The following is a 22501-nucleotide window of genomic DNA, read 5'->3' on the forward strand; positions in this document are numbered from 1 at the left end:
CAAAGAAACAAGAATTCTTGCTGAATACTGAGTTTGCCGATACGTAACGAGACCTGTACGGTCTTTTTCTGGAGGTGCCGCCATGAAAATGTTGCAAGGATTGGTATTCGCATTTTTTTCTTGCTTTATCCATAGCAATGCATACGCAATCAGCATCGTGTACCAAGGATTTGAATGTCTGAATGCCGTCAATACCGAAGATCCGACACCGGATAACGGCACGCCAGTGCAAAGCAGGTTTGAAGTCATTGAGGATTCTGGGGACGGAATATACCGTTTAAAGCTGACTGGCGGCATTCCTCGCTTCGTCAGTAACGACCGCACGGTATGCATTGATAAAGCGACGGCTATCGGGTATTCCGGAATTCCTGGCGATGTCTTGCCTCAGCCATTAGACGCGATCGACGCGACTGGTTATTTTGATGGAGAAGAACTGATAATTGTCATCAGTTCACTCTATACCGACTTAAGCGCTAGAAGAAATCCATTTTCGTCATTCACAACCAGTTTTATTTTTCCTTTTACAAATACGCTGATCTTTAAATTTAATTCTGCAGCGTCCTCATTTAGATTGAAGAAAGTCGTGCGTAACCGGGGATTTGTGCACACCAGTGGTTCCACGAACTCGATAACGCCATTTTTTGAAACAGTGCTGCCATCGTTTAACAAGGAAGCGCAGGATAAGCCAGTCATATTAACTCCGCTCTCTACGATAGAATATAAATTGGAGAAATGATTCGGTTGGCGCAAAATAATATCCAGTTGTGCTGATAACGATCTGCCAGTGTATTTTTACATTGTCAACTTCTGTTCTCCCTGCCTTGATGATCTAGCAATGAATGGCTTTTTAGCAAGCTTCCGGCAAGCATCAGTAGTGCTAAATATTGGAGTGATACCGTCTCCAGTCCATCATAAAAAATTAAGCTCATCAGCAATTAGTTTATTCGGATTGCGTTATGAGCCGAAAAGTGTGATAGTTCACATCGCAACATGATAAGTTAGTCCGCGTAACAATAAATAAAAAACATGTTGTGGTAACTTTAAGGACTAATTAAATAAGGCGCTGAAGTTAAACAAGTTTGTCATTGAAGTATGTTTTAATGTAAATTTAATGACGTTTCACATATACATTTTCACTATGGAGGGTAGCAATGAAATCTAGTAAGATCAGTAAGTTAGTGGCTTATACTATTCTTTTGTTATCATTGGGATTATTGTTTGGCTGTAAGCCAATTTTTGAAAAGAAACCAATTCCTAAAGATAACAAAGATGCGGCGGCAGCACCGGCTGCTCCGGCAGCAGCGCCAGCACCTGCTCCAGCAGCACCGGCCGCAGCACCTGCTCCAGCTGCAGCTGAGCCCGCAGCTAAAATTGAAGAAGTGCAAAGTATACAGAGCATAGAATCAGCAGCCTCGACTCAGGAAGCTCAGCCAAGTGCCGCAGCCGCACCATCAGTGGATGATGGTGATGATGTGGTGAAAGTGACCCCGGCAATTATGCGGAAAATACAGCAAGCACTGGCAAGTGCAGGGTTTAATCCTGGTCCGGCAGATGGTGTCAGTGGCGCTAAAACAGTGGCAGCTATCGAAAGCTTCCAGAAACAAAATAACATTCCAACCGGTAAAATCACCAAAAGAACGTTACGCGCATTGGGTGTTGATTTCTAAGCGGCAAATTACAGCATGAGATTTTATACACCAGGGATCTATGATCCTTGGTGTATTTTTATCAGCTGAGTAATTTTCAATAATCAGGAAATTTATTTAGCGTTGTAATATTATTGACGCTAGTTCTTAGTTTTCCGGTTGATTTAAAAATATTTGCTATACGAACAACCATGTTCTATAGTTAAATTTCAAATCCGGTTTCAGAGATTATTCAGGTAATTATAGATCTAAAGATGCTGAGCAATATCCATAGTCATTGGTTGTGATATCTACTTTAGTTTTAAATTCCTTAGCATAAGTTGAGTTTCGCTGTATGGCGCAAACTGTTTGCATGTATGTCAGCATTTTTCAGATAAAATTTGCGTTATATACACGATTGGTTTTGTTAAATTTTGTTTAGTAGCATTAGTCATTAATTTGCTTTTGAAGTACTTTTGGAGGTTTTGCTCATGGGAGTTCCTTTACGTCAACAGATTGCGGTTGGCACTTATCTAATTAAACAGAAGTTAAAAGGGGTTAAAAAATATCCTCTGGTGCTGATGCTGGAGCCTCTATTCCGCTGTAATCTGGCATGCGCCGGGTGCGGAAAGATTGCGCATCCGGAAGATGTTCTCGATCAACGTCTTTCGTATGAAGAGTGCATGGAGGCAGTCGATGAATGTGGCGCGCCCATGGTGTCAATCCCGGGCGGTGAACCGTTGCTTCATAAAGAAATGCCACAGATTGTTGCGGGCATTATTAAACGAAAGAAATATGTTTATCTATGTACGAATGCGCTGTTGTTAAAGAAACGGATCGATGACTATACACCGTCACCTTATCTGACTTTCTCCATCCATTTGGATGGTATGAAGGAACGGCATGATGCCTCAGTTTGCCAGGATGGCGTTTTTGATCGTGCGGTTGAGGCGATCAAGCTGGCATTGGAGAGAGGCTTTAGAGTGACAGTTAACTGCACGTTGTTCCAAGGCGAAACACCAGAGGATGTCGCTGAGTTTCTCGATTATGCCATGGAGCTGGGTGTTGAAGCCGCCACAATCGCACCGGGCTTTAGCTATGAGAAAGCCCCGCAGCAGGATGTGTTCATAAAAAGCCAGGACACCAAAGTATTATTCCGCGGCATTTTTGAATTGGGTAAAAAATTAAAGCGCAAATGGCGATTGAATCATTCCGCGCTGTATCTGGATTATCTGGCCGGAAATCAGGATTATGAGTGCACGCCGTGGGGAAATCCGACACGTAATGTATTCGGTTGGCAAAAACCGTGCTATTTGCTGTCAGATGAAGGTTATGCAAAAACTTTTAAAGAGCTTCTCGATGATACGCCGTGGGAAAAATACGGTACGGCAAATAATCCAAAATGCGCACAATGCATGGCTCACTGCGGATATGAAGCGACTGCGGTGGAAGATACTCTGCAACGGCCATGGAAAGCGATGGTGGCAGCGATGAGAGGACCCAAGACGAGCGGTCCTATGGTCGCTGAACCTACACCAAAGTGGGCAACTGAAGAAAGCAAAGCATCCAAGAAGCTTTCAGACATAGCGGTCACACTGATAGACAAATAACAGATGCAAGTACTGAGTTTGGTTTTTATTTTTAGAATCTATCTAGAATAATGGTGGACTTAGTACTATACACATCTGTTTTCGGTGCTATATGCTGGGTGGCATTGGCACTGCTCCCGTGGCGCCCCTGGAGCACGCGCGAGAAGATAGAAACGCCAGCATTATTCCGATCCGGTGAAGATCTGGGTGATATCACCGTACTGATTCCGGCGCGCAACGAAGGCCCTTATATCGGGCATACACTCAATGGTGTCAGAGCACAGGGTATCAATGTGCGCATCATTGTGATCGATGATCAATCCAGCGACGATACCGCTGAACAAGCAAGGCGCAGTGGTGCGCGGGTATTGTCCGGTACCGCGCCGCCTGCGGGGTGGAGCGGTAAATTATGGGCGCTGGAGCAAGGGTTGCGGGAAGTTAAAACCCCTTACACCCTGCTATTGGATGCGGATATCGAACTGGCTCAAGGAATTGCCGGTGAGTTACTGCGCAAAGCGCGCGCTGAGAATCTGGCTTTGGTATCGTTGATGGCTGAGCCGCCGATGATGAACTTCATCGAACGCTTACTGATGCCAGCCTTTATATTTTTCTTTAAACTGCTGTATCCTTTCGGTTTGGCGAATAAACCGCAATCCCGCATTGCAGCGGCAGCGGGTGGATGTATTCTGGTGGAAACACAAGCATTGCGTTCTACTGGGGCGTTTGCCAATCTGCACAATGCGCTGATCGATGATTGCACTTTAGCTGCTCATATCAAACGGGCTGGTTTGCATACTTATATCGGACTCAGTCATGCGGCACGGAGTCATCGGGGTTATCATGCATTGCAGCCGATTTGGGAAATGGTCGCTCGTACTGCTTTCACGCAATTAAAATACTCGCTGAATTTGCTCATCGTCTGCACCGTGTTAATGACTTCAATGTTTTGGGCTGCGCCGTTTGCATTTTTGCTGTCATCTGTAGAAGCCTATACGGTGAGCGCATTGGCATGGATGGCTATGCTTTTTACCTATGCGCCAACTTTAACTTATTATCATCGTTCTCCGCTCTGGGGGCTGGCATTGCCCGCAATCGGCACATTGTATCTTGCCATGACCTGGACATCGGCATTGCGCTACTGGCGCGGGGAGCGTGCTCGCTGGAAAGATCGTCATTATGAAAGTAAAACAAACTATTAAGTTGTTGCTGGCAGGATGCCTGATGCTGGCATTGCTATTATCTATCGCTCCGGTATTGAGCGCATCCGGCGCTGGTTCGGACAACCCGGAACAAGTTATAGGTCAATTGCAATCTTCGCTGCTCCAAGTCATGCGTGAAGGTGAGAAACTGGGGTATGAAGGGCGTTATAAATTTCTCGAACCGGTCATTGATCAGTCGCATGACATCGATCTGATCATCAAGACCATACTCGGTGCAACTTACTGGTCGCAGTTGGACAAAACGCAGCAAGACTTGATTGGTAGCACTTTCCGCCAATTGAGTATTGCCACTTACGCCAGCCGGTTTACCCAATATGAGGGAGAGCAGTTTAAGATCATCGAACAACGCACCTTACCGCGTGATCAAACCCTGGTGCGCAGCCAACTGACAAAATCCGACGGTGGTACGGTAAATTTTGACTATGTGTTACATCAGATGGAAGGACACTGGCGGATTGCCAATATCCTGTTTGACGGCGTAAGCGATCTTGCCATAAAACGCGGAGAATATCGTGCCGTTTTGCAACGGGATGGTTTTGCTGCATTGATAGAACTGCTGAAGGAAAAAATAACTTTAGCTCAGCAGCAGAACTAACTAACAATCAGACCGTCTCAGTTTCACTGACGGGCTCAGGTTTACTATCCGTTTCTGCTATTTCTGCACGAACTAAAGCGGCTGCAAAAAAGCCATCGGTTTGATGCAACCGAGGGGATAATTGTAAGAATTCCCCGGTGTTGAGCGGTATTTTCTGTTGCGATAGCAATTCTGCACAATTCAATAAAGTAAATTGCGGATGTTTGGCAAGAAAATCACCGATAACGGCTTGGTTTTCTTCCGGCAGGAAACTGCATGTCGCATAGACTAACCGCCCGCCGGGTTTAAGCAAACCGGCAGCGGCGGACAGAATAGCCGCTTGTTTTGCCTTCAATTCTTCAATGCTCTGCGCAGATTGGCGCCACTTTAGATCCGGGTTGCGCCGTAAGGTGCCGAGACCGCTGCATGGCGCGTCGACCAATACGCGATCTATTTTTCCCGACAATCTTTTGATCTTGCTGTCATTCTCATCCGCAATGCGCTGCGTATGCAAGTTCGACAAACCGGAGCGCTTGAAGCGGGGTTTCAGATTACTCAATCTTTTTTCCGAAACGTCAAACGCATAAAGACGTCCTTTTGAATTCATCAAAGCGCCCAATAGCAGCGACTTCCCGCCAGCACCCGCGCAGAAATCGACAACCATCTCGCCGCGCTTTGGCGCCAGTAAGTAGCCGAGTAACTGGCTGCCTTCGTCCTGTACTTCTATTTTTCCCGATAAGAAAAGCGCGTGGCGATTGATCGCAGGCTTCCCGGTGAGACGAATGCCGCAGGGGGAATAAGGCGTTGCCTGCGCTTCGATGCCTTCCTGCGCCAATGTTTCAAGCACTTCAGCGCGTTTGGCGAGAATAGTATTCACCCGCAGATCCAGCGGTGCCGGTTGTTGCAAGGAAAGCCCCAAATCAAGAATATCGCTATCCGGCATGCCGTGTTGCAATTTTTCCACCACCCACGCAGGAAATTCCGCCTGGATTGGCAACGGTAGCGTATCCGGTTTGCTGCCTTTGATTTCCGCCAGCCATTTGCTTTCCGTTTCGCTGATCAACGGTGACAATTCACGCAAGTTCATGCCTTGAAATTTAGCCAGATAAGCGAGCACCAAAGCGCGTGGTGTTATGCCGTTTGCCAGGCTTTCAAGAAAAAAACGGTGGCGTAAAATGCCAAAAACGGTTTCCGCGATGAATGCCCGGTCTTGTCCGCCAAGCATGGGGTTTTCCCGGAAAAAGCGGCGCATGATGGCATCGGCAGGATATTCCAGCGGCAGTACGGTACGCATGGCGACGATGGCCGCGTCCAATTGGGGAGGTGTTAAATGCATTGATTTCCAGTGTGTGAGCTATCAGCGAAGCAAATGAATTAATGATCCGGTTTATAGCTGATATTAACTTCGGTCACTATTTTGTCGATTTCCCGGCCATTATCCTCAACCGAGACAATACGTACGGGTAGCATGTGATTGTTCAGCGCGAGCCATATTTTCCTTTTAAGCTTGGAGTGCTTTTCTTCCTGCCGGGTTAATACTATTGTTTCCATTTTCCCGATCGGTGTGTTGAGGGTTTCTTTCGCGATGGTATAGCGTGTTAACCGCAGGTTATGGCCATTGGTAACGTACCGGTCAACATGGTGTTTCGGCAGCTCGGTAAACACAAAGTTGTACGATAAGCTGAGACGATCCAGCGTACCATCCGGCAACTTTTCCCTGGCATGATGACCTTGGTGATTCAGTGTGATGATATGGTTATGCCAGTCAAATTCTGCGACGCTGGGTTGTTTTTTACCGCGTTTTTCATAAGCGCGCATGGGCCGTAAACCATGTTTGGTGATGATGCCTTCGCTATGGCGCATGATGCTATTCGGTTCGATGAGTTTGTACATACCGGTGGCTTGCGCTTCGCTGTTGATCGAATAATGCGCCTTGCCGTCGACGTGCTTGATTTCCATCACTTCATCGATTTCCCCTTCGCCGATATCCGTCGTCACCGCATATTTAATTTCGATGCGTGACGGCATATCCGTCGCCATGACCGGGAAACTGAGCAGCCCCAGCAGAAAAAGCAATGCTGCACATTTCATTCCGGCAATCCTGGTGAGAAAAGTGCAACCTCACTAACGTTGGCGTCAGTCACTTCAGCTCGATTTCCATTCAGGCGGATCCGGTCTTCCATAAACCAGCGGACAGCCTGCGGATAAATGCGGTGCTCTTGCTGTAAAACCCGGGCAGCCAGGGTTTCTTCGCTATCTCCCGGTAATACCGGGACAGCCGCTTGAATCACAATCGGACCGTGATCCAGCTGCAATGTGACAAAATGCACCGTGCAGCCATGAATCCTGATGCCTTCTTGCAGCGCCCGCGCATGTGTGCCCAATCCTGGAAAAGCAGGGAGTAAGGAAGGGTGAATGTTCATTAACCGGCCTTGGTAACGTTGTACAAAGCGATCGCTAAGTATACGCATGAAGCCCGCCAGTGCAATCAGTTTTGGCTGGCAAGTGTCAATTTTTTCCGCCAATGCCGCGTCGAATGTCTGACGGTCCGGAAAATCGCGGTGATCCAGAATCAAAGTTTCAACACCCAGTTGCCGCGCAATTTCCAGCCCGCTCGCATGGGGATTGTTACTGATTACTGTAATGCGATCCACCTGCAATTTCGCTTCCAGCAACGCCTGCATATTACTGCCGCGGCCGGAAATCAGAATAACCAGTGATTTCATAGGATGCTGTTGCCGGAATAAGGGTTTACACGAGTACGGTGGCTGGCTGATTAGCCGTACGCGGCTTGATTCCCCCAATCCGCCATGCGGTTTCTCCCGCCGCATGTAAACTGCTCAGCGCGGTCTCGGCATGCTCGGGTGCGACAACGATCACCATGCCGATACCGCAATTGAATACGCGCGCCATTTCGTGATCGGCGACATTGCCTTGTTGTTGCAACCAACGGAACAATGGCGGCATTTCCCAGGCATCGCGCTGTAAAACCGCCATAAGCTGATCGGGTAAAATACGCGGCACATTTTCCACCAAGCCGCCGCCGGTGATATGCGCCAGCCCCTTGACCGGCAGTTGATTGATTAGCGCCAGCAACGGTTTGACGTAAATGCGTGTTGGCGCCATGATGACATCGGCGAGGGGCTGGCCGTGAAAATCTCCGGACAAGTCGGCGTGACTATGTTCGATGATCTTGCGGATCAGCGAATAACCGTTGGAATGCGCGCCGCTGGAGGCAACACCCAACACGATATCGCCCGCTTGTATCGCCGCACCGCTGATAATCCGCTCTTTTTCCACCGCACCCACGGCGAATCCGGCCAAATCGTATTCATCGTGCGGGTACATGCCCGGCATTTCCGCCGTCTCGCCGCCGATTAACGCGCAACCGGCCAGTTCGCAACCGCGGGCGATACCGCTGATCACTGCCGTCGCCGTTTCCACCTGCAATTTTCCGCAGGCGAAATAATCCAGGAAAAACAGCGGCTCTGCGCCTTGCACCAGAATATCGTTGACACTCATCGCCACCAGATCAATACCGATGGTGTCGTGGCGGTTAAGCTGGAATGCCAGCTTCAGCTTGGTGCCCACGCCATCGGTACCGGAAACCAGCACCGGGTTTTGGTATTTCTTGGAAATCTCAAATAATGCGCCAAAACCGCCAATGCCGGTGAGTACCTCGGGCCGCAGGGTGCGCTTGGCCAACGGCTTGATATTTTCAACCAGCCGGTCGCCCGCGTCGATGTCGACCCCGGCATCCCGATAGGATAATGGCGTTGTGTTCGGATGATCAGATTTGGATGAAGTCAACTTGGATTCCCATGCGGTTAAAATGAATGCTACCGGCAAAACTGGATTTTACCGCAAATGAGCGATGCGCATGGTGCGCGCAGATAAAAATCTCCGTCCGGCGATGGTGTTCCTGGGGATTGTTTGGATTGGCTCTATATTTTGCTATTGCACCGGTTTGACTTATACTCAAGAAGCAGTTGAAGTAAAAGAAGTTCTGTCAGTAAACAGTATGGCAAGGGTAGATTGATCAGCGTACTTTAATTGGAGGTGGAATATGAAAACAATTCACGGTCGTGGGCTGGGCTGGCATAGAGACCTGCCCGATATGCGGGATCACACGCAATCGACATCGGCGGTTGCAAAAGTTCTGGCAAAATCATCAGCATTGAAAAAAGCCGCGAAGACTTTACCGGCTTCGGTCGATCTGCGCAAATACTGTTCGCCGATCGAAGACCAGGGGCAGCTCGGTTCCTGTACAGCCCATGCGGGTGTCGGCATGGTGGAATACTTTGAACGCCGCGCTTTTGGAAAACACGTCGACGCATCGCGGCTGTTTTTATACAAAGTCACCCGGCAACTGCTGGGGTTCACCGGCGACGATGGCGCATATCTGAGAGACACCATGAAAGCGCTGGTGCTGTTCGGTGTTCCGCCGGAGAAATATTGGCCTTACGACGTCGCCAAGTTCAACGATGATCCTTCTAATTTCTGCTTTTCATACGCGCAGAGCTATCAAGCGATCAACTATTACCGGCTTGATCCACCCAATACACCCACAGCCACCGTGTTGAAAAACGTAAAAACCAGTCTCGCCGGGCAACTTCCCGCCATGTTCGGTTTCTCGGTTTACAGTTCCATGCCGCGATCCGGCGATGGCAAAGGGGAAATTCCTTATCCCACCGGCGGCGATACCTTGGATGGCGGGCACGCGGTACTTGCAGTCGGGTATGACGACCAGAAAAAAATCGGCTCCACGAAGGGCGCATTGTTGATTCGTAATTCCTGGGGGACGGACTGGGGTGATGGCGGCTACGGCTGGCTGCCGTATGCGTACATCGAAGATGGCCTCGCCGATGATTTCTGGTCGCTGGTCAAAGCGGAATTTGTCGATAGCGATTTGTTTAAGTAATCGTTTTAAGAATCTCAGAGTAAGAGAATCTTAATCAATGATTTATTCTCAATTTCAAGGAATGGAAAACAGGCAGTTTCAGAATTCAAGATCGGTTTCGTGAATTTTTTGTAATTTTTTTGTGAATAATTTGTGAACTTTTGTGATTTCTGATAATCTCATCATATGTTTTTAACTAACTATCAATGAGGAGAGAATCTTGGAACGATTAGGAAATGCTTATTTTGCAGTTATATTTATTCTGTTTGTGCTGATTACATTGGAATCGTTTTCGTAAGCAGTAATCGTTAATTTGAAATAGAGCATTTGCATCAAGAAATGCTCTATTTTTTTATGCTGTGCCGCTCAGCTGCGGTAAAGTTCAAATCCGGTATCAAATCGTACCGTGTTCTCAATGTAAGAAATCTACAGACATGCCACCCAATCATTCTTAAATTTGGGAATGCTTGGCTTAAGAAACTATTCATTAGCACTTCAAGTAGGATACTGATATATCCTTGTCATTTGGGCCTATTGCGGCTTTTCGGAAGAATGAAATTTCCTTCAAATAGGTTGTTTCCCGAAGGATTACATCGCTTACATCCAAATCCATCGGCTATGTCTTGGGATTTTCCCTACATTCAAATCACTCCATGTTTTTAACAGCAAAAATATGTGCAAGAATGGTATGATCTGCGCTAATTTTTGTTGTCGTAATACGGTTTTGCAGTAGTTTTTCTGGGTGGAGTCAATTAATCATTTTTCCAGCGTTGCTGGCTGGTTTTCCAACACCGGGGTAGTTCATGTCTTTCAGTATCGCTGATTTGTTATCGCAACATCGCACCGACAAATTTGATTTGCACGATCGTTACCTGAATGCGCAAATGGTCAGGGTACTGAAGACAATCGGCTATGACCGTAATTATGAGCGCGCGATCGGGCAGTATTTGTATGACGAGCAAGGGAACGAATATCTCGATTTGTTGAGCGGTTTCGGGGTGTATGCGTTCGGCCGCAACCATCCGGTCATCGTCAATGCATTAAAAGAAGTGTTGTCGCTCGAAATGCCCGATTTGGTGCAGATGGATGTGTCGATTCTGAGCGGCCTGCTGGCCAAGGAGATCTTGACCACGACACCGGATAATCTGGAACGCGCGTTCTTTTGCAATTCCGGCACCGAGGCGGTCGAAGCGGCGATCAAGTTCGCACGTTACTTTACCAAACGCAATCGCATTATTTGCTGCGATCATGCTTATCATGGCCTGACGATGGGCGCGTTATCACTGAACGGTGAACAGATTTTCAAGGATGGCTTCGGGCCGTTGCTGCAAGATTGCGGCTCGGTGCCATTCAACGATCTGGCCACATTGGAACAGGCGCTCAGCAGCCGCAACGTGGCGGCGTTCGTGGTCGAGCCGATCCAAGGCAAAGGCGTGAATATCCCGGACGATAATTACCTGCCCGAAGTCGAACGCATGTGCAAGAAATATGGCACCTTGTTTGTCGCGGATGAAATTCAGACCGGACTGGGGCGTACTGGTAAATTCTGGGCAGTTGAGCATTGGGGCGTGAAGCCCGACATGATTTGCATGGCCAAGGCACTGTCCGGCGGGTTTGTTCCGGTTGGCGCGGTGGCAATGACGCAACCGATTATGGACAGCGTGTTTAACCGCATGGACCGCGCGGTGGTGCATGGCTCCACGTTCTCCAAGAACAATATGGCGATGGCGGCGGGGCTGGCCAGTCTAGAAGTGATCAAAAGCGAAAAACTGGTCGAGAACAGCGCCAAGGTCGGTGCGGATTTGATCGCACGGTTGAATGCCTTAACCGGTCAGTTTGAATTCCTGAAGGGAGCGCGCGGCAAAGGATCGATGATCGCGGTGGAATTCAAATCGCCCGACAGTTTCTCGTTAAAAGCCGCCTGGATGATGCTGGAAGCGGCCAACAAAGGGTTGTTCTGCCAGATGATCACGATCCCGTTGTTCAAAGAACACCGAATCCTGACGCAGGTGGCGGGGCATGGCATGAATGTGGTCAAACTGTTACCGCCGCTGATCCTGACACAAAAAGATTGCGACCGCATTATCAGTGCATTTTCCAAGACGATCGCCGATACGCATCAAGTGCCGGGTTCCATTTGGGAGCTTGGCAAGAACCTGGCCAGCCATGCGTTAAAAGCGAAGGCCGGTCAAAGCTAGAATCCGCATGAATACCGAACACTCCAACGAACTGCATTATTTCTGGTGGCTGGCGCTGGCTTGTGTGTCGGGCGGGGTGCTGTACCTGCTCAGTCCGATTCTGACACCCTTTTTGCTGGCCGCAGTCATTGCTTATATCTGTAATCCGATGGTGACACGCATGGCGGGCAGAAATATCTCGCGTACCGCAGGCACGATATTGGTGATGTTCTTATTACTCGGCATGTTCGCGGCGCTGATTTTGATCATGGTGCCGCTGTTTGAAGAAGAAGCCCGGCGGATGCTGGACAAAATGCCGGTTTATCTCGAAGTGCTGCGGACCAAGGTGATTCCGTGGCTGGAAGCCCGGTTTAACATCAGCCTGCAACCGGACATGAATGTGCTGAAGCAAGCGATATCGGAACACTGGCAGAGCGCGGGTGGAGTGGCGGCGAAAGTGCTGCCTTCGTTGACCAGCGGCGGCATGGCGATTGTCGAGTTTCTGGTCAATATGCTGCTGGTGCCGGTGGTGTTGTTTTATCTGCTGCGCGATTGGGACATGTTGATCAAGCTGATCGATGAAATGATCCCGCGCTACTGGCACAAGCAGATTTCCCTATTGGCCCGGGAGACCGACCAGATTCTCGCGGAATTTCTGCGCGGGCAATTGTCCGTCATCGTACTGATGAGCATTTGTTACATTACCGGCCTCTGGCTGGCGGGATTGGAATTTGCATTACCGATCGGCTTGGTTGCGGGCATTCTGGTTTTCGTCCCGTATCTCGGCATGATCGTCGGCCTGACGCTCGCAACACTGGCCGCTGTGATGCAGTTTCAAGATTGGAGCGGATTGATACCGGTATGGATCGTGTTTGGTATTGGTCAATTGCTGGAGGGCATGCTGTTTACCCCTTGGCTGGTGGGTGACCGCATCGGCTTACATCCGGTCATGGTGATTTTTGCCTTGATGGCGTTCGGTCAATTATTCGGTTTTTTCGGCATCCTGCTGGCGCTGCCGGTGAGCGCCGTATTGCTGGTATGGCTGCGGCACCTGCATCAGCATTATCTGATCAGTAATTTCTATAATTCATAACCCTGCCGGTTTAGAGTCTGGCGGCATCCCTGAGTCATGATGATGCAACAATTGCTGCTCGATATTTTGCCGCCGCCGTCCCCCGCGCTGGAAAATTTTCAACCGGGAAAAAATGCCGAATTGCTGCACATGCTGACCGGCATTTTGTCCGGCCGGGAACAGGAACGTTTTGTTTATGTGTGGGGTAAGCCGGGGTGCGGCAAAAGTCATGTGCTGCAAGCGGTTGTTGCTGCGTATACACAAAGAAGCCTAAAAGCGGTATATTGCAGCGCCAAAAAGCAGAGTGAATTTCCGGTTGAGGATGACGTGAATTGCATTGCTATCGACGATATCGATGACCTGAATGCAGCGGCTCAGATCGGATTGTTCAATCTGTATAACCAGTTGCGCGACGAAGGCCATGCCTTATTGCTGCTGAGCGGCACAGTTGCGCCGATGTATCTGAATTTGCGCCAGGATCTGGTGACGCGTTTGGGCTGGGGGTTGGTTTTTCAGGTGCATGAACTGACCGAAGCGGAGAAAATCCAAGCCATGAAAACGCATGCTGCGGATCGCGGCTTTGAGATTTCGCAGGAAATTTGTCTTTATTTGTTGCGGCACGGGCGGCGCGATTTACCGTCGCTGATGATGACGCTGGATGCTTTGGACCGCTATTCGCTGGTGCATCAGCGTCCTATTACCATTCCTTTGTTACGAGAATTATTACAGGTGGCTTCATGAATTTAGCATTATTTGATTTGGATAACACGCTGATTGCAGGCGACAGTGATTTTCAGTGGGCGCAGTTTTTGATAGAAAAGAACGCGCTGGATCGTGAGTTGCACGAAGCGAAAAATATCGAATTTTACGAGCAATACAAAGCCGGGACGCTGGATATTCACGAATTTCTCGATTTTCAGCTTAAGCCGCTGGCGCGTCATCCGCGCGCGCAACTGGAAGCCTGGCGTAAGGAATTCATGACCCAAAGGATTACCCCGATAATCGCGCCCGGCACGCGGAAATTGATCGAGCAGCATATGCTGGATAACGATTTGTGCATCATTATCACCGCCACCAACAGTTTCGTCACCGCGCCAATTGCCCAGGCGCTCGGTATCGAGTACTTGATTGCAACCGAGCCGGAAGAAAAGAACGGTGAATTTACCGGCCGGGTTTCCGGCACACCGTCATTCCGCGAAGGAAAAGTCGAACGGCTGGAGAAATGGCTGGATGCGCACAATCTGACGTGGCTGTCGTTCCTGCGCAGCTGGTTTTACAGCGATTCGCTGAACGACCTGCCGTTGCTCAGCAAAGTCACGCACCCGGTCGCGGTCGATCCCGATCCGACACTGAAAAGCCACGCCGAGAGAAACAACTGGCCGATTATCAGTTTGCGTTAGTGTTAATCCGTGTGAATCGCCCATTGCTCTGCTGAGCTTTCGTTACGATTCAATCAAATTGCATGGAATAAAACAGATCGACCGCACTATCCTCACCGGCTTGCGTGACGATGGTAATTCTCGGTGTCAGACTGTAATTCAGCTTAGCGATACCAACCGTGGTTGCTGTTAGGCCCCGCTCGTAAGTCAAATAAGCGCGCGATGAAATGCGCTTGCCAATCACGCCGATCTGCCCGGTCAATGAACTGCCGAAACTTGCTTGTTTGAAAGTGATCTCGTCCACACCGAGCGCTTGGGTGATTCGATCGGTAATACCGCTGCCGGATTGACCGCCGAGTATCGATCCGGCGGCTGACAGCAGTACCGAGGTATCGAGGCCGCTGGCGTCGGGTTTTCTACCCAGTACGATCCAGGACAGTTTTTCGAGATCGGGTACCTCCGGTGTCGATACCAATCTTACCCGCGGGTGGCGTACCGATCCGTCGATTTCAACACCGGCCTCGACTGCCAGCCCCTCCCGCACCGCTAGTACGCTCAGATTGGGATCATCGAGCGGCCCCTGGAAACTGACGATGCCGCGTTTGACCGTCAAATTCTGCCCGTATGCTTTGAATGCAGTGTCCTGCGCAGCGATCACACCGGTGAGCTTGAGTTGCTGATTGTTGTCGTTGCGGACTTGCAGCTGGCCAGCCAGGCGGCCTTCCAGACCGGCGGCGCGGATATGGAATTTCTCCCCCAGATTAAAGTTCATCGCAAGATCCAGCGCCAGTTTCTGCGCACGTTGCGGTGCTGAGGTATTGACCAGAACGACATCGTCCGGCAAAGACGGGCGATCTTCCGGCGGTTGCATGATCAAACCGGCGTCGGCTCGTAAATCGCCGGCAATGCTGAGGCGGTTTTGCTGCAAACGGGCGGTGCCGCTGCCAGAAGAGACAATCCAGTAATCGGTTTTATGCGCCAGCGGCAGTTTCTCGATGGAGAAATCGAGGTGGCTTGGGCCGCCGGTTAATCCGGCCTTGCCGCTGACAGTCAGCGAGCCCGCCGTATCTTGCAGCGCCAAATTGCCGAACAAGCGGTTGTCCGGTGGCGGCCCATGAGGACTGGCAAAGTGCAGCCGGTCGATGTGCAAATCCGCTTGCTGAAAATGCGCGGTCAGGGTGCCTTGCTGCAGGCGAATGCCCTGTTCCAGTAAGGCCAGGCGTAAATTTGCGCCGGACACCGTGCCGCTGATATCGGGTTGCTGCAGCGTACCCCGGATTCCAGCTTGAATGTGTAATTCGCCATCGGCGTGCAGATTGTCACCGAACGCATTGAGCCACTTCAAGCTGGCGATGCTGGCTTGGATATCACCCTGCAACGGTGATTCTTTGACCATGGACCATTGTGCTTTCGTGGGTTGCAGCGGCATCGCCACTTCCGCCCGAACGCTGCCCAGTGTTTCGCTATTCAGCGTGAATTGTCCGGATAGTTTTCCTTGCCGTGCGGTTGCTTGCAGCTGTAATTGTTGCAATCCCAATGGCTGCGGTATGTCTCCGGGCAAATACCAGTCGCCGCGTTCGCGCTGGATGTGCAATTCGCCGCTCAGCTGCGTGGCGTTATCGAGATACCAGCGGCCGCCCAATTGTAACGGAGCTTCTTTTGCGCGCACCGGTGCGCCGGGCAGCAGCCCAATGCCGGTGAAATCACCGCTGGTTTTCAAACTGTCCGGAGTCCAGTGCAATTGCTCGATGCGGACCGATCCGCCGGAAAGCGAAAACCCGGCATCATGTAACAAAAACGATGTTGTGCTGGCCGCGAGTGTGGCCGGTGCCAGCAGGCGAAACGGCATGTCACCGGTAGCAGACAATCCGGTCAGTTGGCCTTGCCAGCGCGGCGGCTGCCCCGGTTTTGCCTTGCTCAAACCGCCGTTTGCCGCCAATCGTACTGCGACATCCCGGTTGATAGCGGCATTGACCATGAGGCGGTGGTGCCCGGTTTTACCGTCGAGGGTGGCGAGCAACTGCCTGATCGTTGCTTGCTCATGCGCGCGATAGGTATCGGCTGCCACGTTCAGCGCAATGGTGTCATCTTGCTGCCACCGCGCGCTGGCGGATAGGCCCGAGAATTGTTGTTTACCGGGTAATTCGAGATGTTTGCTGGTCAATTTCCAGTCGAGATCCGGTGTTTTTAGAGTGCCGCGGAAACTAAGCTGCGTCTGCAAATCGCCCGACACGCCCAAACCCAGCTGTGCCAATGCGGGGGCATTGACCGTCAATTGAACGTCGTGCCGTTCACCGTCCAGGCGGCCCTGCGCCAGCAGCCGGTTTGAGCCCGCCAGCAATTCAGCCTTGCCGCTGAAGCGCCCCGCGCCGGTGAATGCGATCTCTCCCGAGCCGCTGACCGGTGATTTCGCCAGGCGGCTTTTTTGCATAGCGTATTTCAAAGTACCGGTAACCGCCGGTAATCGTTGGCCGGATAACTGCAAGGTGGCGTTCAGGCTGGAGTCGACCGCTTGAATAAAATCCGCGCTGTTGAAATCAATCAACTCGCCCGACAATTCAAACGACTGATCCCCCGTCAACTGCAATTTGCCTTGACCGGCCAATCGCGACCGGTTGCGTTGCACAATGAACTGCTCGAGCACGAGTTGTTCCGGTGTGCGGGCAATGTTGGCAGTCAAACGCAACGACCGGTCGCGCAGATCGATGCGGGCAGATTGCTTTTCCGTACCGCCGCTGAGCTCGATCTTGCCGGAAACTGCGGCGGTTTGCAGGCGGCTGTCGAGCTGTTGGGGATCAAGCCGTTCAACCGCCAAATCCGCGGTGAGGGCGTGCTTGCGCCAATCCCAAACCAACGCTCCGCGTACAACGCCATCCTTTCCGGATTGCGCATGCAGATCCGGTAACGTTAGCGATTGCGGAGAAATTTGCACGCGAGAACGAATGGCGGACAGCGGAATACCGTCTTGATCGAACGGCGCGGTCGCATGATTTTCGATGTTGATGTTACCGGCCAATTGCCCGGCCTCGTTTTGCATCAACTGTGCCGACAGAGACAGCTGCGCTTGCGGCGCATTGGCCAGAAAATCGGCCGGATTCCACTGTTCCAGGATAGCGTGTAACTGCGTTAGCGGGTTCGCGGCAAACGGCTGCACTTGTGCTTGCAGTGTCATATGGGCGGCAGGCGGACGGCTGGCCGATTGAATCGTGAGCTGTTCCAAATTGCCGGTAACGGTTGTATCGATACCGCCCCATGAGCCGTCAGCGGTGATGCCGATACGGGCGGACAAGGCATACGGCGCGTTGCCCGCGAGTTCCGCCTGCGATTCGACAGTCGCCCAAGGCGTTGTGAAATTCAGCTGCGTGAACCGGTGATGCTTGCCGTCGCTGTCCAATGCCAGTACTAAATTGGATATGACCGGCGCAGCATTTTCCTGGCTTGCCGCATTAAGATGAATTGAAGCGGCAGTCAATTCCGCAATCGATAATCCGAACGGTAGCAGCAAACTGTCCGGCGGTTGCGGAGCTGCGGGCGTGGTCTCAGTCGTATGCTGATTGATCCAAATCGACTCCAACGCCAGCCGGTTGATACTGACCCGCCGCTGCAACAATTGCCCGGGATTCCAGTGCATGTGAAGATTTTGCAGCGTCAGCGCCAGCTCACCGTTGTCGAAATGAATATTTTCAATGTGCAGGTCTTGCAGCGTGCCGTGTACACCGTTCAATTGAACCGTGCCGCCGCTCCAACGGTTAACAGCGGTGGCCGTCGATTGTAATCCGGATGAGCTATACAACAACCAATAACCGGCAATTACCGTTAACACCAGCCAAAGCAGCAGACTGCCAGCCAACGTGTGATAACGCCGGGCGGTTTTCGGGGAGGGCGGGTTTATGGTGTTTTGCTCGGACATAAGCGATCCTCAGCCGGTCAGAAAGCGACGGCCATTGAGAAATGCACCCGTAGCGAACCGGTTTCATGGCCGCGCGCCAGATCGAGTGCGAGCGGTCCCGCCGGGCTGCGCCAGCGGACACCGGCGCCGTAGGCGAGAAACATCTGCATGTCTTGCCAGCGGTCGGCCGCGCTGCCAATGTCGGCAAACGCCGCCGCGCCCCATTGTTGTGTCACCCAATGGGTATACTCGGCGGTACCGGTCGCCATCACCCGTCCGCCGACGATGGCATTGCCTTCGTGGACACCGATACCTTTGAAATCGTAACCGCGCAGCGACTGAATACCACCGGCGCGAAACAAGTATTCCTGCGGAATGCCGAAACGTGACGATGCCAGGGTATAACCGGCTTCCGCGCGCAGGAAAAAAACGTCGCGCGATCCCACCGGCCACCAGCTCTGATGCCGCGCATACGTGCGGATAAAATCCTGATCCGACAGCAATTGCTGACTGCCGCCGCCGATGCGCACTTCGGTGGTGTGGCCGCGCCGGATATTGACCGGATCGTCGACGATCTGCCGCCGCCAGCGCCAATCCAGCACCAGCGCTTCGTTGATCTGATTGATCGCGCCGTCGGGTTTTTTATGTTCGCGCTGCCAATTCAAACCCAATTGCATGAATAGCGATGGCGTCTGGTAATTGCGCGAAATACCGATTTTCTGATCGACGGTTTGCAGGCCTTGAATATCGGTCATCTGCAGGCTGGCACCGAGCGAATAATTGATCTGGTTTTGATCGGGCAGGGTGTCGATTCCCGCGAGAAACGTTTGCCGCTTTTGCTCAAGACGCAGCAAACTGGTGAGATTCCAGGCGCGGTCCAGTAAATTATGATGATGGTAATTGACTTCGCCGCGTGCGCCATTGTTGGAACTGTAACCCACACCGAAAGCAAAGCGTTGTGCCTGCGCTTCCGTCAGCATGACTTTAACCGGCACCGACCGGTGTTGGGCGATATCGGGCGCGATACTGACTGAAACCGTGCTGAATTGGGGTTTTTTCTGCAATGCGAGTTGATATTGATGCAGTAAATCGCGTTGATAAATATCGCCGGGTTTGAAAGGCGCAAGCCGCGTGATCAGTGATGCATCGTAACGTTCCAGGCCGGAAACTTGAGTTTCTCCAAGATAGAAAACCGGCCCGGAATCGATAGTGACGGTAAGGTCAGCGCGCGCTGCGCCGGGATCGACGCTGGCCTGGCTGCCCGTGATGACGGCAGCGGCGAATGCTTGTTGGGTGATGCTATCAATTAAAGCGGATTTTGCCTGTTCCCAATCGGCGGAGCGGAAGGGCAACTCGGTCTTTAACGGCCACACAACGCGAAGCTGCTCGATGCGCTTGCGGTGTTCTTCATCGCCATTAGCGATATCGCCAGCAAATTCAAGGTTAACCGAACCTACGCGGGTCAATTCGCCAGGATCGATTTTGATCTCGATTGATTGTTCTGGCTCCGGTTTTGTTACGGAGATCATGGCATTGAAGTAGCCTTCAGTCGCCATGATTTCTTTGATTTCTTTTTGTAAGCGATGCACGAATATGTTTTCATCAAACTCGCTGGCGAATGACTCTGTAGGTAATTGAATATATTTATTGAGTAATTCTTGTACCGTTTGCGGCGCCGATAAGGAGACGATAGCCGGCTTACCGGGCAAATCGGAAGCTTCTTGCGCAACTGCGTGGAAACTCGATAAGACCAATAGTGCAATCATATAAAAACGGATATTACGGAATCGAATCAACTGATAATTAGATTAATAAATTTGAATGCTGAGAGATGAACTGCCGCCATGGTTCGAAAGGCTTATTCTATAAGTATTGGCACGGCTAAAGGGAAAGGGTTCCCTCAGGCAGGAAAATAATGAACTTACTTTTACGGGGCTTTTATTAGCATGAATGCACGGGCGGTACAGGAAAACCCCTTTGTCCGGTTGTTAAGAGCCTTTTGACGGCCATATGTTGTTTTTTCGTATGGAAACAAATGATTTCTCAAGAATCATTTGCAAGAAGAGAGAGTATCTACCGTGCTTGCTTACCTGATCGCAGCCGATGCGAAAATTTCAGGTGAGCAGCTAAGGAAGCGCTGATTAATTGACTGCACGAGCGAATTGCTTCGTTGCGCGGTACTCACTCCCTCGCCTATCAGATTTGATATGTCTCGGTTGTTGCGTTCCGTGCGCCTCGCCCTTCATCACGTTCGTTGAATTAATCAGCGCTTCCCTAAGTGTTTCGTTCTGCAAACGGGTCAAAGGTGCGCGGTGGGACTAAACAACTAACCACCGCATTCTGCGCAATGGATGCGCAAACATTCCCGATAGGGAATACTTTCTCGAGTAAGATAAGTTGAAGCATAATTTTTCCCGTTCAGGAAAATTAACTTGCTCAGATGTGCGCTTTGTTTCATAATTTCCCGAACGGGAAAAATAGGCAACGCGAAATTCATGATCCGCATCCACAGCACTCAATCGCTCGGACTCGCTCTGCGTGCAGCACGCAAGCAGCTTGGCCTGACGCAATCTCAACTGGCTTTGGCAGCCGGTGTCGGGCTGCGTTTTATGGTTGATCTCGAAGCGGGAAAGCCCACGTTGAGACTTGAGCAGGTTCTGCGGGTTATCGACGCCTTAGGCGGTGAGATCGTTCTTGCGGGCCTGCCGGAACAACAATCCGCGGTGATGAAGATAGACAGCGATGGCACATGAACTGGAGGTCTGGCTGTTCACCGATCACGTCGGCACCTTGTCGCTGCAGGAGGGGCGGCTCAGTTTCCGCTACCGCGAAAACTGGCTCAATCGTCCGGGAGCTGTCGCGTTGTCTTGCTCTCTCCCCTTGCAATTGGATGCATTCGATGACATCCACACGCGCCCATTCTTTGCCGGTCTGCTCCCCGAAGGTCATCTGCGCCGCTTGATCGCACAGCAGTTCCAGGTATCGGGTCAGAACGACTTTGCCTTGCTCGATCATATCGGTGGAGAGTGTGCCGGAGCCATTACGTTTCTGCCGCTTGGAACACCTCCTGCACCGCCCGGGGATGACCGCGTTCAGTGGCTGAACGATGATGAACTGATCGCCATCCTTGATGAATTGCCCCGCCGCCCGATGATGGCAGGCAAGGATGACTTGCGGCTATCATTGGCCGGTGTGCAGGACAAGCTGCCGGTTGTTTTTGACGGACAGCGCATTGGTTTGACACAAGGAGGGCAACCCAGCACCCATATCCTGAAGCCGCTCATCCAGGGCGTGGAAGACAGCGTCACCAATGAAGGCTTCTGCCTGGCCCTGGCTCGCGCCATGAAGCTGCAAGCCGCTCAAGCGCAGATCCGCGCCGACGCCAGCCGCCGCTTTCTGCTGGTGGCGCGTTATGACCGGCAAACCGATACGCAAAGCCGAGTAGCACGCCTGCATCAGGAGGATTTCTGTCAAGCACTGGGCGTGGTGCCCGAGATGAAATACCAAAACGAAGGAGGCCCCGATCTTGCCGCGTGCTTCAGCCTGTTGCGCCATGCTACCCGGCCTAGCGCACCGCAGGTGCTGCGTCTGCTCGATTACGTGGTGTTCAACGCCTTGATCGGCAATCATGACGCACATGCCAAGAATTTCTCCTTGCTCTACACCGGCGAGTTTCCGGTACTGGCGCCGCTGTACGACACTCTGTCGACGGCGATATACGAGAATCTCACGCCCAAGATGGCGATGAAAATCGGCAGCAAATACAAATTCAGTGAGGTGCAGGCCCATCATTGGGACCAGTTCGCCGAAAGCGCCGGATTGGGCCGGGCCCAAACCCGTAAGCGCATTCTGGAACTGGCGCAGATCCTACCGAAAACTGCCCGCCAGCTTCAATCGCAAAAAGAACCTGGATTCGCTGAAAACCCCTTGGTTGAGCAGATTATCGCACTGATAGAGCAGCGAGCCGCGCTGACGATACATCGGCTCACCGAGCCGTAAGGAAATGCACAGACTCGATGGACGTAGATTTGATTCTTATTGGGGGATTGAACCGTCTCGGAATGGTATAAATGTGT

Annotated in this window: 19 protein-coding genes; 13 read left to right on the plus strand and 6 right to left on the minus strand. The window is 51.3% G+C overall.

The window, feature by feature from the left end; all coding sequences use genetic code 11:
* Window positions 1-82: 82 nt before the first annotated feature.
* From R2103_RS01835 to R2103_RS01855, 5 genes are all read left to right on the plus strand, one after another.
* Window positions 83-736 carry a hypothetical protein gene (locus R2103_RS01835; protein ID WP_317529861.1) on the plus strand — a complete coding sequence of 218 codons (654 nt, stop codon included), beginning with the start codon at window positions 83-85 and terminating at the stop codon, window positions 734-736.
* Between the two features lie 415 nt (window positions 737-1151).
* The gene (locus R2103_RS01840; protein ID WP_317529862.1) at window positions 1152-1667 is read left to right on the plus strand and encodes a peptidoglycan-binding domain-containing protein; all 516 of its coding nucleotides are present in this window, start codon (window positions 1152-1154) and stop codon (window positions 1665-1667) included.
* 449 nt (window positions 1668-2116) lie between these two features.
* Complete coding sequence (hpnH, locus tag R2103_RS01845) at window positions 2117-3235, plus strand: adenosyl-hopene transferase HpnH (protein WP_317529863.1); 1119 nt, start codon at window positions 2117-2119, stop codon at window positions 3233-3235.
* A gap of 98 nt (window positions 3236-3333) precedes the next feature.
* Window positions 3334-4413 (plus strand): glycosyltransferase, encoded by a 1080-nt coding sequence (locus R2103_RS01850; protein ID WP_317529864.1) that lies wholly within the window; start codon window positions 3334-3336, stop codon window positions 4411-4413.
* Window positions 4391-5029 carry an ABC transporter substrate-binding protein gene (locus R2103_RS01855; RefSeq protein WP_317529865.1) on the plus strand — a complete coding sequence of 213 codons (639 nt, stop codon included), beginning with the start codon at window positions 4391-4393 and terminating at the stop codon, window positions 5027-5029. Before R2103_RS01850 ends, R2103_RS01855 begins: the two co-directional genes overlap by 23 nt.
* A gap of 7 nt (window positions 5030-5036) precedes the next feature.
* On the opposite strand, the gene R2103_RS01860 is transcribed toward R2103_RS01855, so the two are convergent.
* The 4 genes from R2103_RS01860 to purM are packed head-to-tail and all read right to left on the minus strand — an operon-like array spanning window position 5037 to window position 8818.
* Window positions 5037-6344 carry an RsmB/NOP family class I SAM-dependent RNA methyltransferase gene (locus R2103_RS01860; RefSeq protein ID WP_317529866.1) on the minus strand — a complete coding sequence of 436 codons (1308 nt, stop codon included), beginning with the start codon at window positions 6342-6344 and terminating at the stop codon, window positions 5037-5039.
* Window positions 6345-6382: 38 nt separating this feature from the next.
* On the minus strand, window positions 6383-7099 hold the full coding sequence (locus R2103_RS01865; protein ID WP_317529867.1) for a DUF3108 domain-containing protein: 717 nt from the start codon (window positions 7097-7099) through the stop codon (window positions 6383-6385).
* Complete coding sequence (gene purN / locus R2103_RS01870; RefSeq protein WP_317529868.1) at window positions 7096-7734, minus strand: phosphoribosylglycinamide formyltransferase; 639 nt, start codon at window positions 7732-7734, stop codon at window positions 7096-7098. The genes R2103_RS01865 and purN overlap by 4 nt, the downstream gene beginning before the upstream one ends.
* A 25-nt stretch (window positions 7735-7759) precedes the next feature.
* On the minus strand, window positions 7760-8818 hold the full coding sequence (gene purM / locus R2103_RS01875; protein WP_317529869.1) for a phosphoribosylformylglycinamidine cyclo-ligase: 1059 nt from the start codon (window positions 8816-8818) through the stop codon (window positions 7760-7762).
* A 70-nt stretch (window positions 8819-8888) separates the two neighbouring features.
* Here purM and R2103_RS01880 point away from each other — a divergent pair, with 70 nt between their 5' ends.
* The 6 genes from R2103_RS01880 (at window position 8889) to R2103_RS01905 (ending at window position 14557) form a co-directional block, all read left to right on the plus strand.
* Entirely contained in the window at window positions 8889-9047 is a 159-nt protein-coding gene (locus R2103_RS01880; RefSeq protein ID WP_317529870.1) for a hypothetical protein, read from the plus strand.
* Between the two features lie 27 nt (window positions 9048-9074).
* Window positions 9075-9929, plus strand: coding sequence for a C1 family peptidase (locus R2103_RS01885; RefSeq protein ID WP_317529871.1), 855 nt, complete (start codon window positions 9075-9077; stop codon window positions 9927-9929).
* 782 nt (window positions 9930-10711) lie between these two features.
* Window positions 10712-12106 carry an aspartate aminotransferase family protein gene (locus R2103_RS01890; RefSeq protein ID WP_317529872.1) on the plus strand — a complete coding sequence of 465 codons (1395 nt, stop codon included), beginning with the start codon at window positions 10712-10714 and terminating at the stop codon, window positions 12104-12106.
* A 7-nt stretch (window positions 12107-12113) separates the two neighbouring features.
* Window positions 12114-13178 carry an AI-2E family transporter gene (locus R2103_RS01895; protein ID WP_317529873.1) on the plus strand — a complete coding sequence of 355 codons (1065 nt, stop codon included), beginning with the start codon at window positions 12114-12116 and terminating at the stop codon, window positions 13176-13178.
* 42 nt (window positions 13179-13220) lie between these two features.
* Window positions 13221-13898, plus strand: coding sequence for a DnaA regulatory inactivator Hda (gene hda / locus R2103_RS01900; RefSeq protein WP_411172639.1), 678 nt, complete (start codon window positions 13221-13223; stop codon window positions 13896-13898).
* Window positions 13895-14557: an HAD family hydrolase gene (locus R2103_RS01905; protein WP_317529875.1), complete on the plus strand. Its 663-nt coding sequence runs from the start codon at window positions 13895-13897 to the stop codon at window positions 14555-14557. Before hda ends, R2103_RS01905 begins: the two co-directional genes overlap by 4 nt.
* 49 nt (window positions 14558-14606) lie before the next feature.
* Here the strand turns inward: R2103_RS01905 and R2103_RS01910 are convergent, their stop codons facing one another.
* A complete protein-coding gene (locus tag R2103_RS01910; protein ID WP_317529876.1) occupies window positions 14607-18446 on the minus strand; it encodes a translocation/assembly module TamB domain-containing protein in 3840 nt (1279 codons plus the stop codon).
* 17 nt (window positions 18447-18463) lie between these two features.
* The gene (locus R2103_RS01915; protein WP_317529877.1) at window positions 18464-20191 is read right to left on the minus strand and encodes an autotransporter assembly complex family protein; all 1728 of its coding nucleotides are present in this window, start codon (window positions 20189-20191) and stop codon (window positions 18464-18466) included.
* 666 nt (window positions 20192-20857) lie between these two features.
* On the opposite strand from R2103_RS01915, the gene R2103_RS01920 reads away from it, so the two are divergent.
* Both R2103_RS01920 and R2103_RS01925 read left to right on the plus strand, forming a co-directional pair.
* Window positions 20858-21178, plus strand: coding sequence for a helix-turn-helix transcriptional regulator (locus R2103_RS01920; RefSeq protein ID WP_317529878.1), 321 nt, complete (start codon window positions 20858-20860; stop codon window positions 21176-21178).
* Complete coding sequence (locus R2103_RS01925) at window positions 21168-22424, plus strand: type II toxin-antitoxin system HipA family toxin (RefSeq protein WP_317529879.1); 1257 nt, start codon at window positions 21168-21170, stop codon at window positions 22422-22424. Before R2103_RS01920 ends, R2103_RS01925 begins: the two co-directional genes overlap by 11 nt.
* Window positions 22425-22501: the final 77 nt, after the last annotated feature.

The organism is Nitrosomonas sp. Is24, from assembly GCF_033063335.1.
Classification (GTDB): domain Bacteria; phylum Pseudomonadota; class Gammaproteobacteria; order Burkholderiales; family Nitrosomonadaceae; genus Nitrosomonas.

Bases quoted from the DNA above. Each gene is read 5' to 3' on its own strand.
- R2103_RS01835 (WP_317529861.1), top strand. From the start codon at position 83: ATGAAAATGTTGCAAGGATTGGTATTCGCATTTTTTTCTTGCTTTATC.
- R2103_RS01840 (WP_317529862.1), top strand. From the start codon at position 1,152: ATGAAATCTAGTAAGATCAGTAAGTTAGTGGCTTATACTATTCTTTTG.
- hpnH (WP_317529863.1), top strand. From the start codon at position 2,117: ATGGGAGTTCCTTTACGTCAACAGATTGCGGTTGGCACTTATCTAATT.
- R2103_RS01855 (WP_317529865.1), top strand. From the start codon at position 4,391: ATGAAAGTAAAACAAACTATTAAGTTGTTGCTGGCAGGATGCCTGATG.
- R2103_RS01860 (WP_317529866.1), bottom strand. From the start codon at position 6,344: ATGCATTTAACACCTCCCCAATTGGACGCGGCCATCGTCGCCATGCGT.
- R2103_RS01865 (WP_317529867.1), bottom strand. From the start codon at position 7,099: ATGAAATGTGCAGCATTGCTTTTTCTGCTGGGGCTGCTCAGTTTCCCG.
- purN (WP_317529868.1), bottom strand. From the start codon at position 7,734: ATGAAATCACTGGTTATTCTGATTTCCGGCCGCGGCAGTAATATGCAG.
- R2103_RS01880 (WP_317529870.1), top strand. From the start codon at position 8,889: ATGGTGCGCGCAGATAAAAATCTCCGTCCGGCGATGGTGTTCCTGGGG.
- R2103_RS01885 (WP_317529871.1), top strand. From the start codon at position 9,075: ATGAAAACAATTCACGGTCGTGGGCTGGGCTGGCATAGAGACCTGCCC.
- R2103_RS01890 (WP_317529872.1), top strand. From the start codon at position 10,712: ATGTCTTTCAGTATCGCTGATTTGTTATCGCAACATCGCACCGACAAA.
- R2103_RS01895 (WP_317529873.1), top strand. From the start codon at position 12,114: ATGAATACCGAACACTCCAACGAACTGCATTATTTCTGGTGGCTGGCG.
- hda (WP_411172639.1), top strand. From the start codon at position 13,221: ATGCAACAATTGCTGCTCGATATTTTGCCGCCGCCGTCCCCCGCGCTG.
- R2103_RS01905 (WP_317529875.1), top strand. From the start codon at position 13,895: ATGAATTTAGCATTATTTGATTTGGATAACACGCTGATTGCAGGCGAC.
- R2103_RS01910 (WP_317529876.1), bottom strand. From the start codon at position 18,446: ATGTCCGAGCAAAACACCATAAACCCGCCCTCCCCGAAAACCGCCCGG.
- R2103_RS01915 (WP_317529877.1), bottom strand. From the start codon at position 20,191: ATGATTGCACTATTGGTCTTATCGAGTTTCCACGCAGTTGCGCAAGAA.
- R2103_RS01925 (WP_317529879.1), top strand. From the start codon at position 21,168: ATGGCACATGAACTGGAGGTCTGGCTGTTCACCGATCACGTCGGCACC.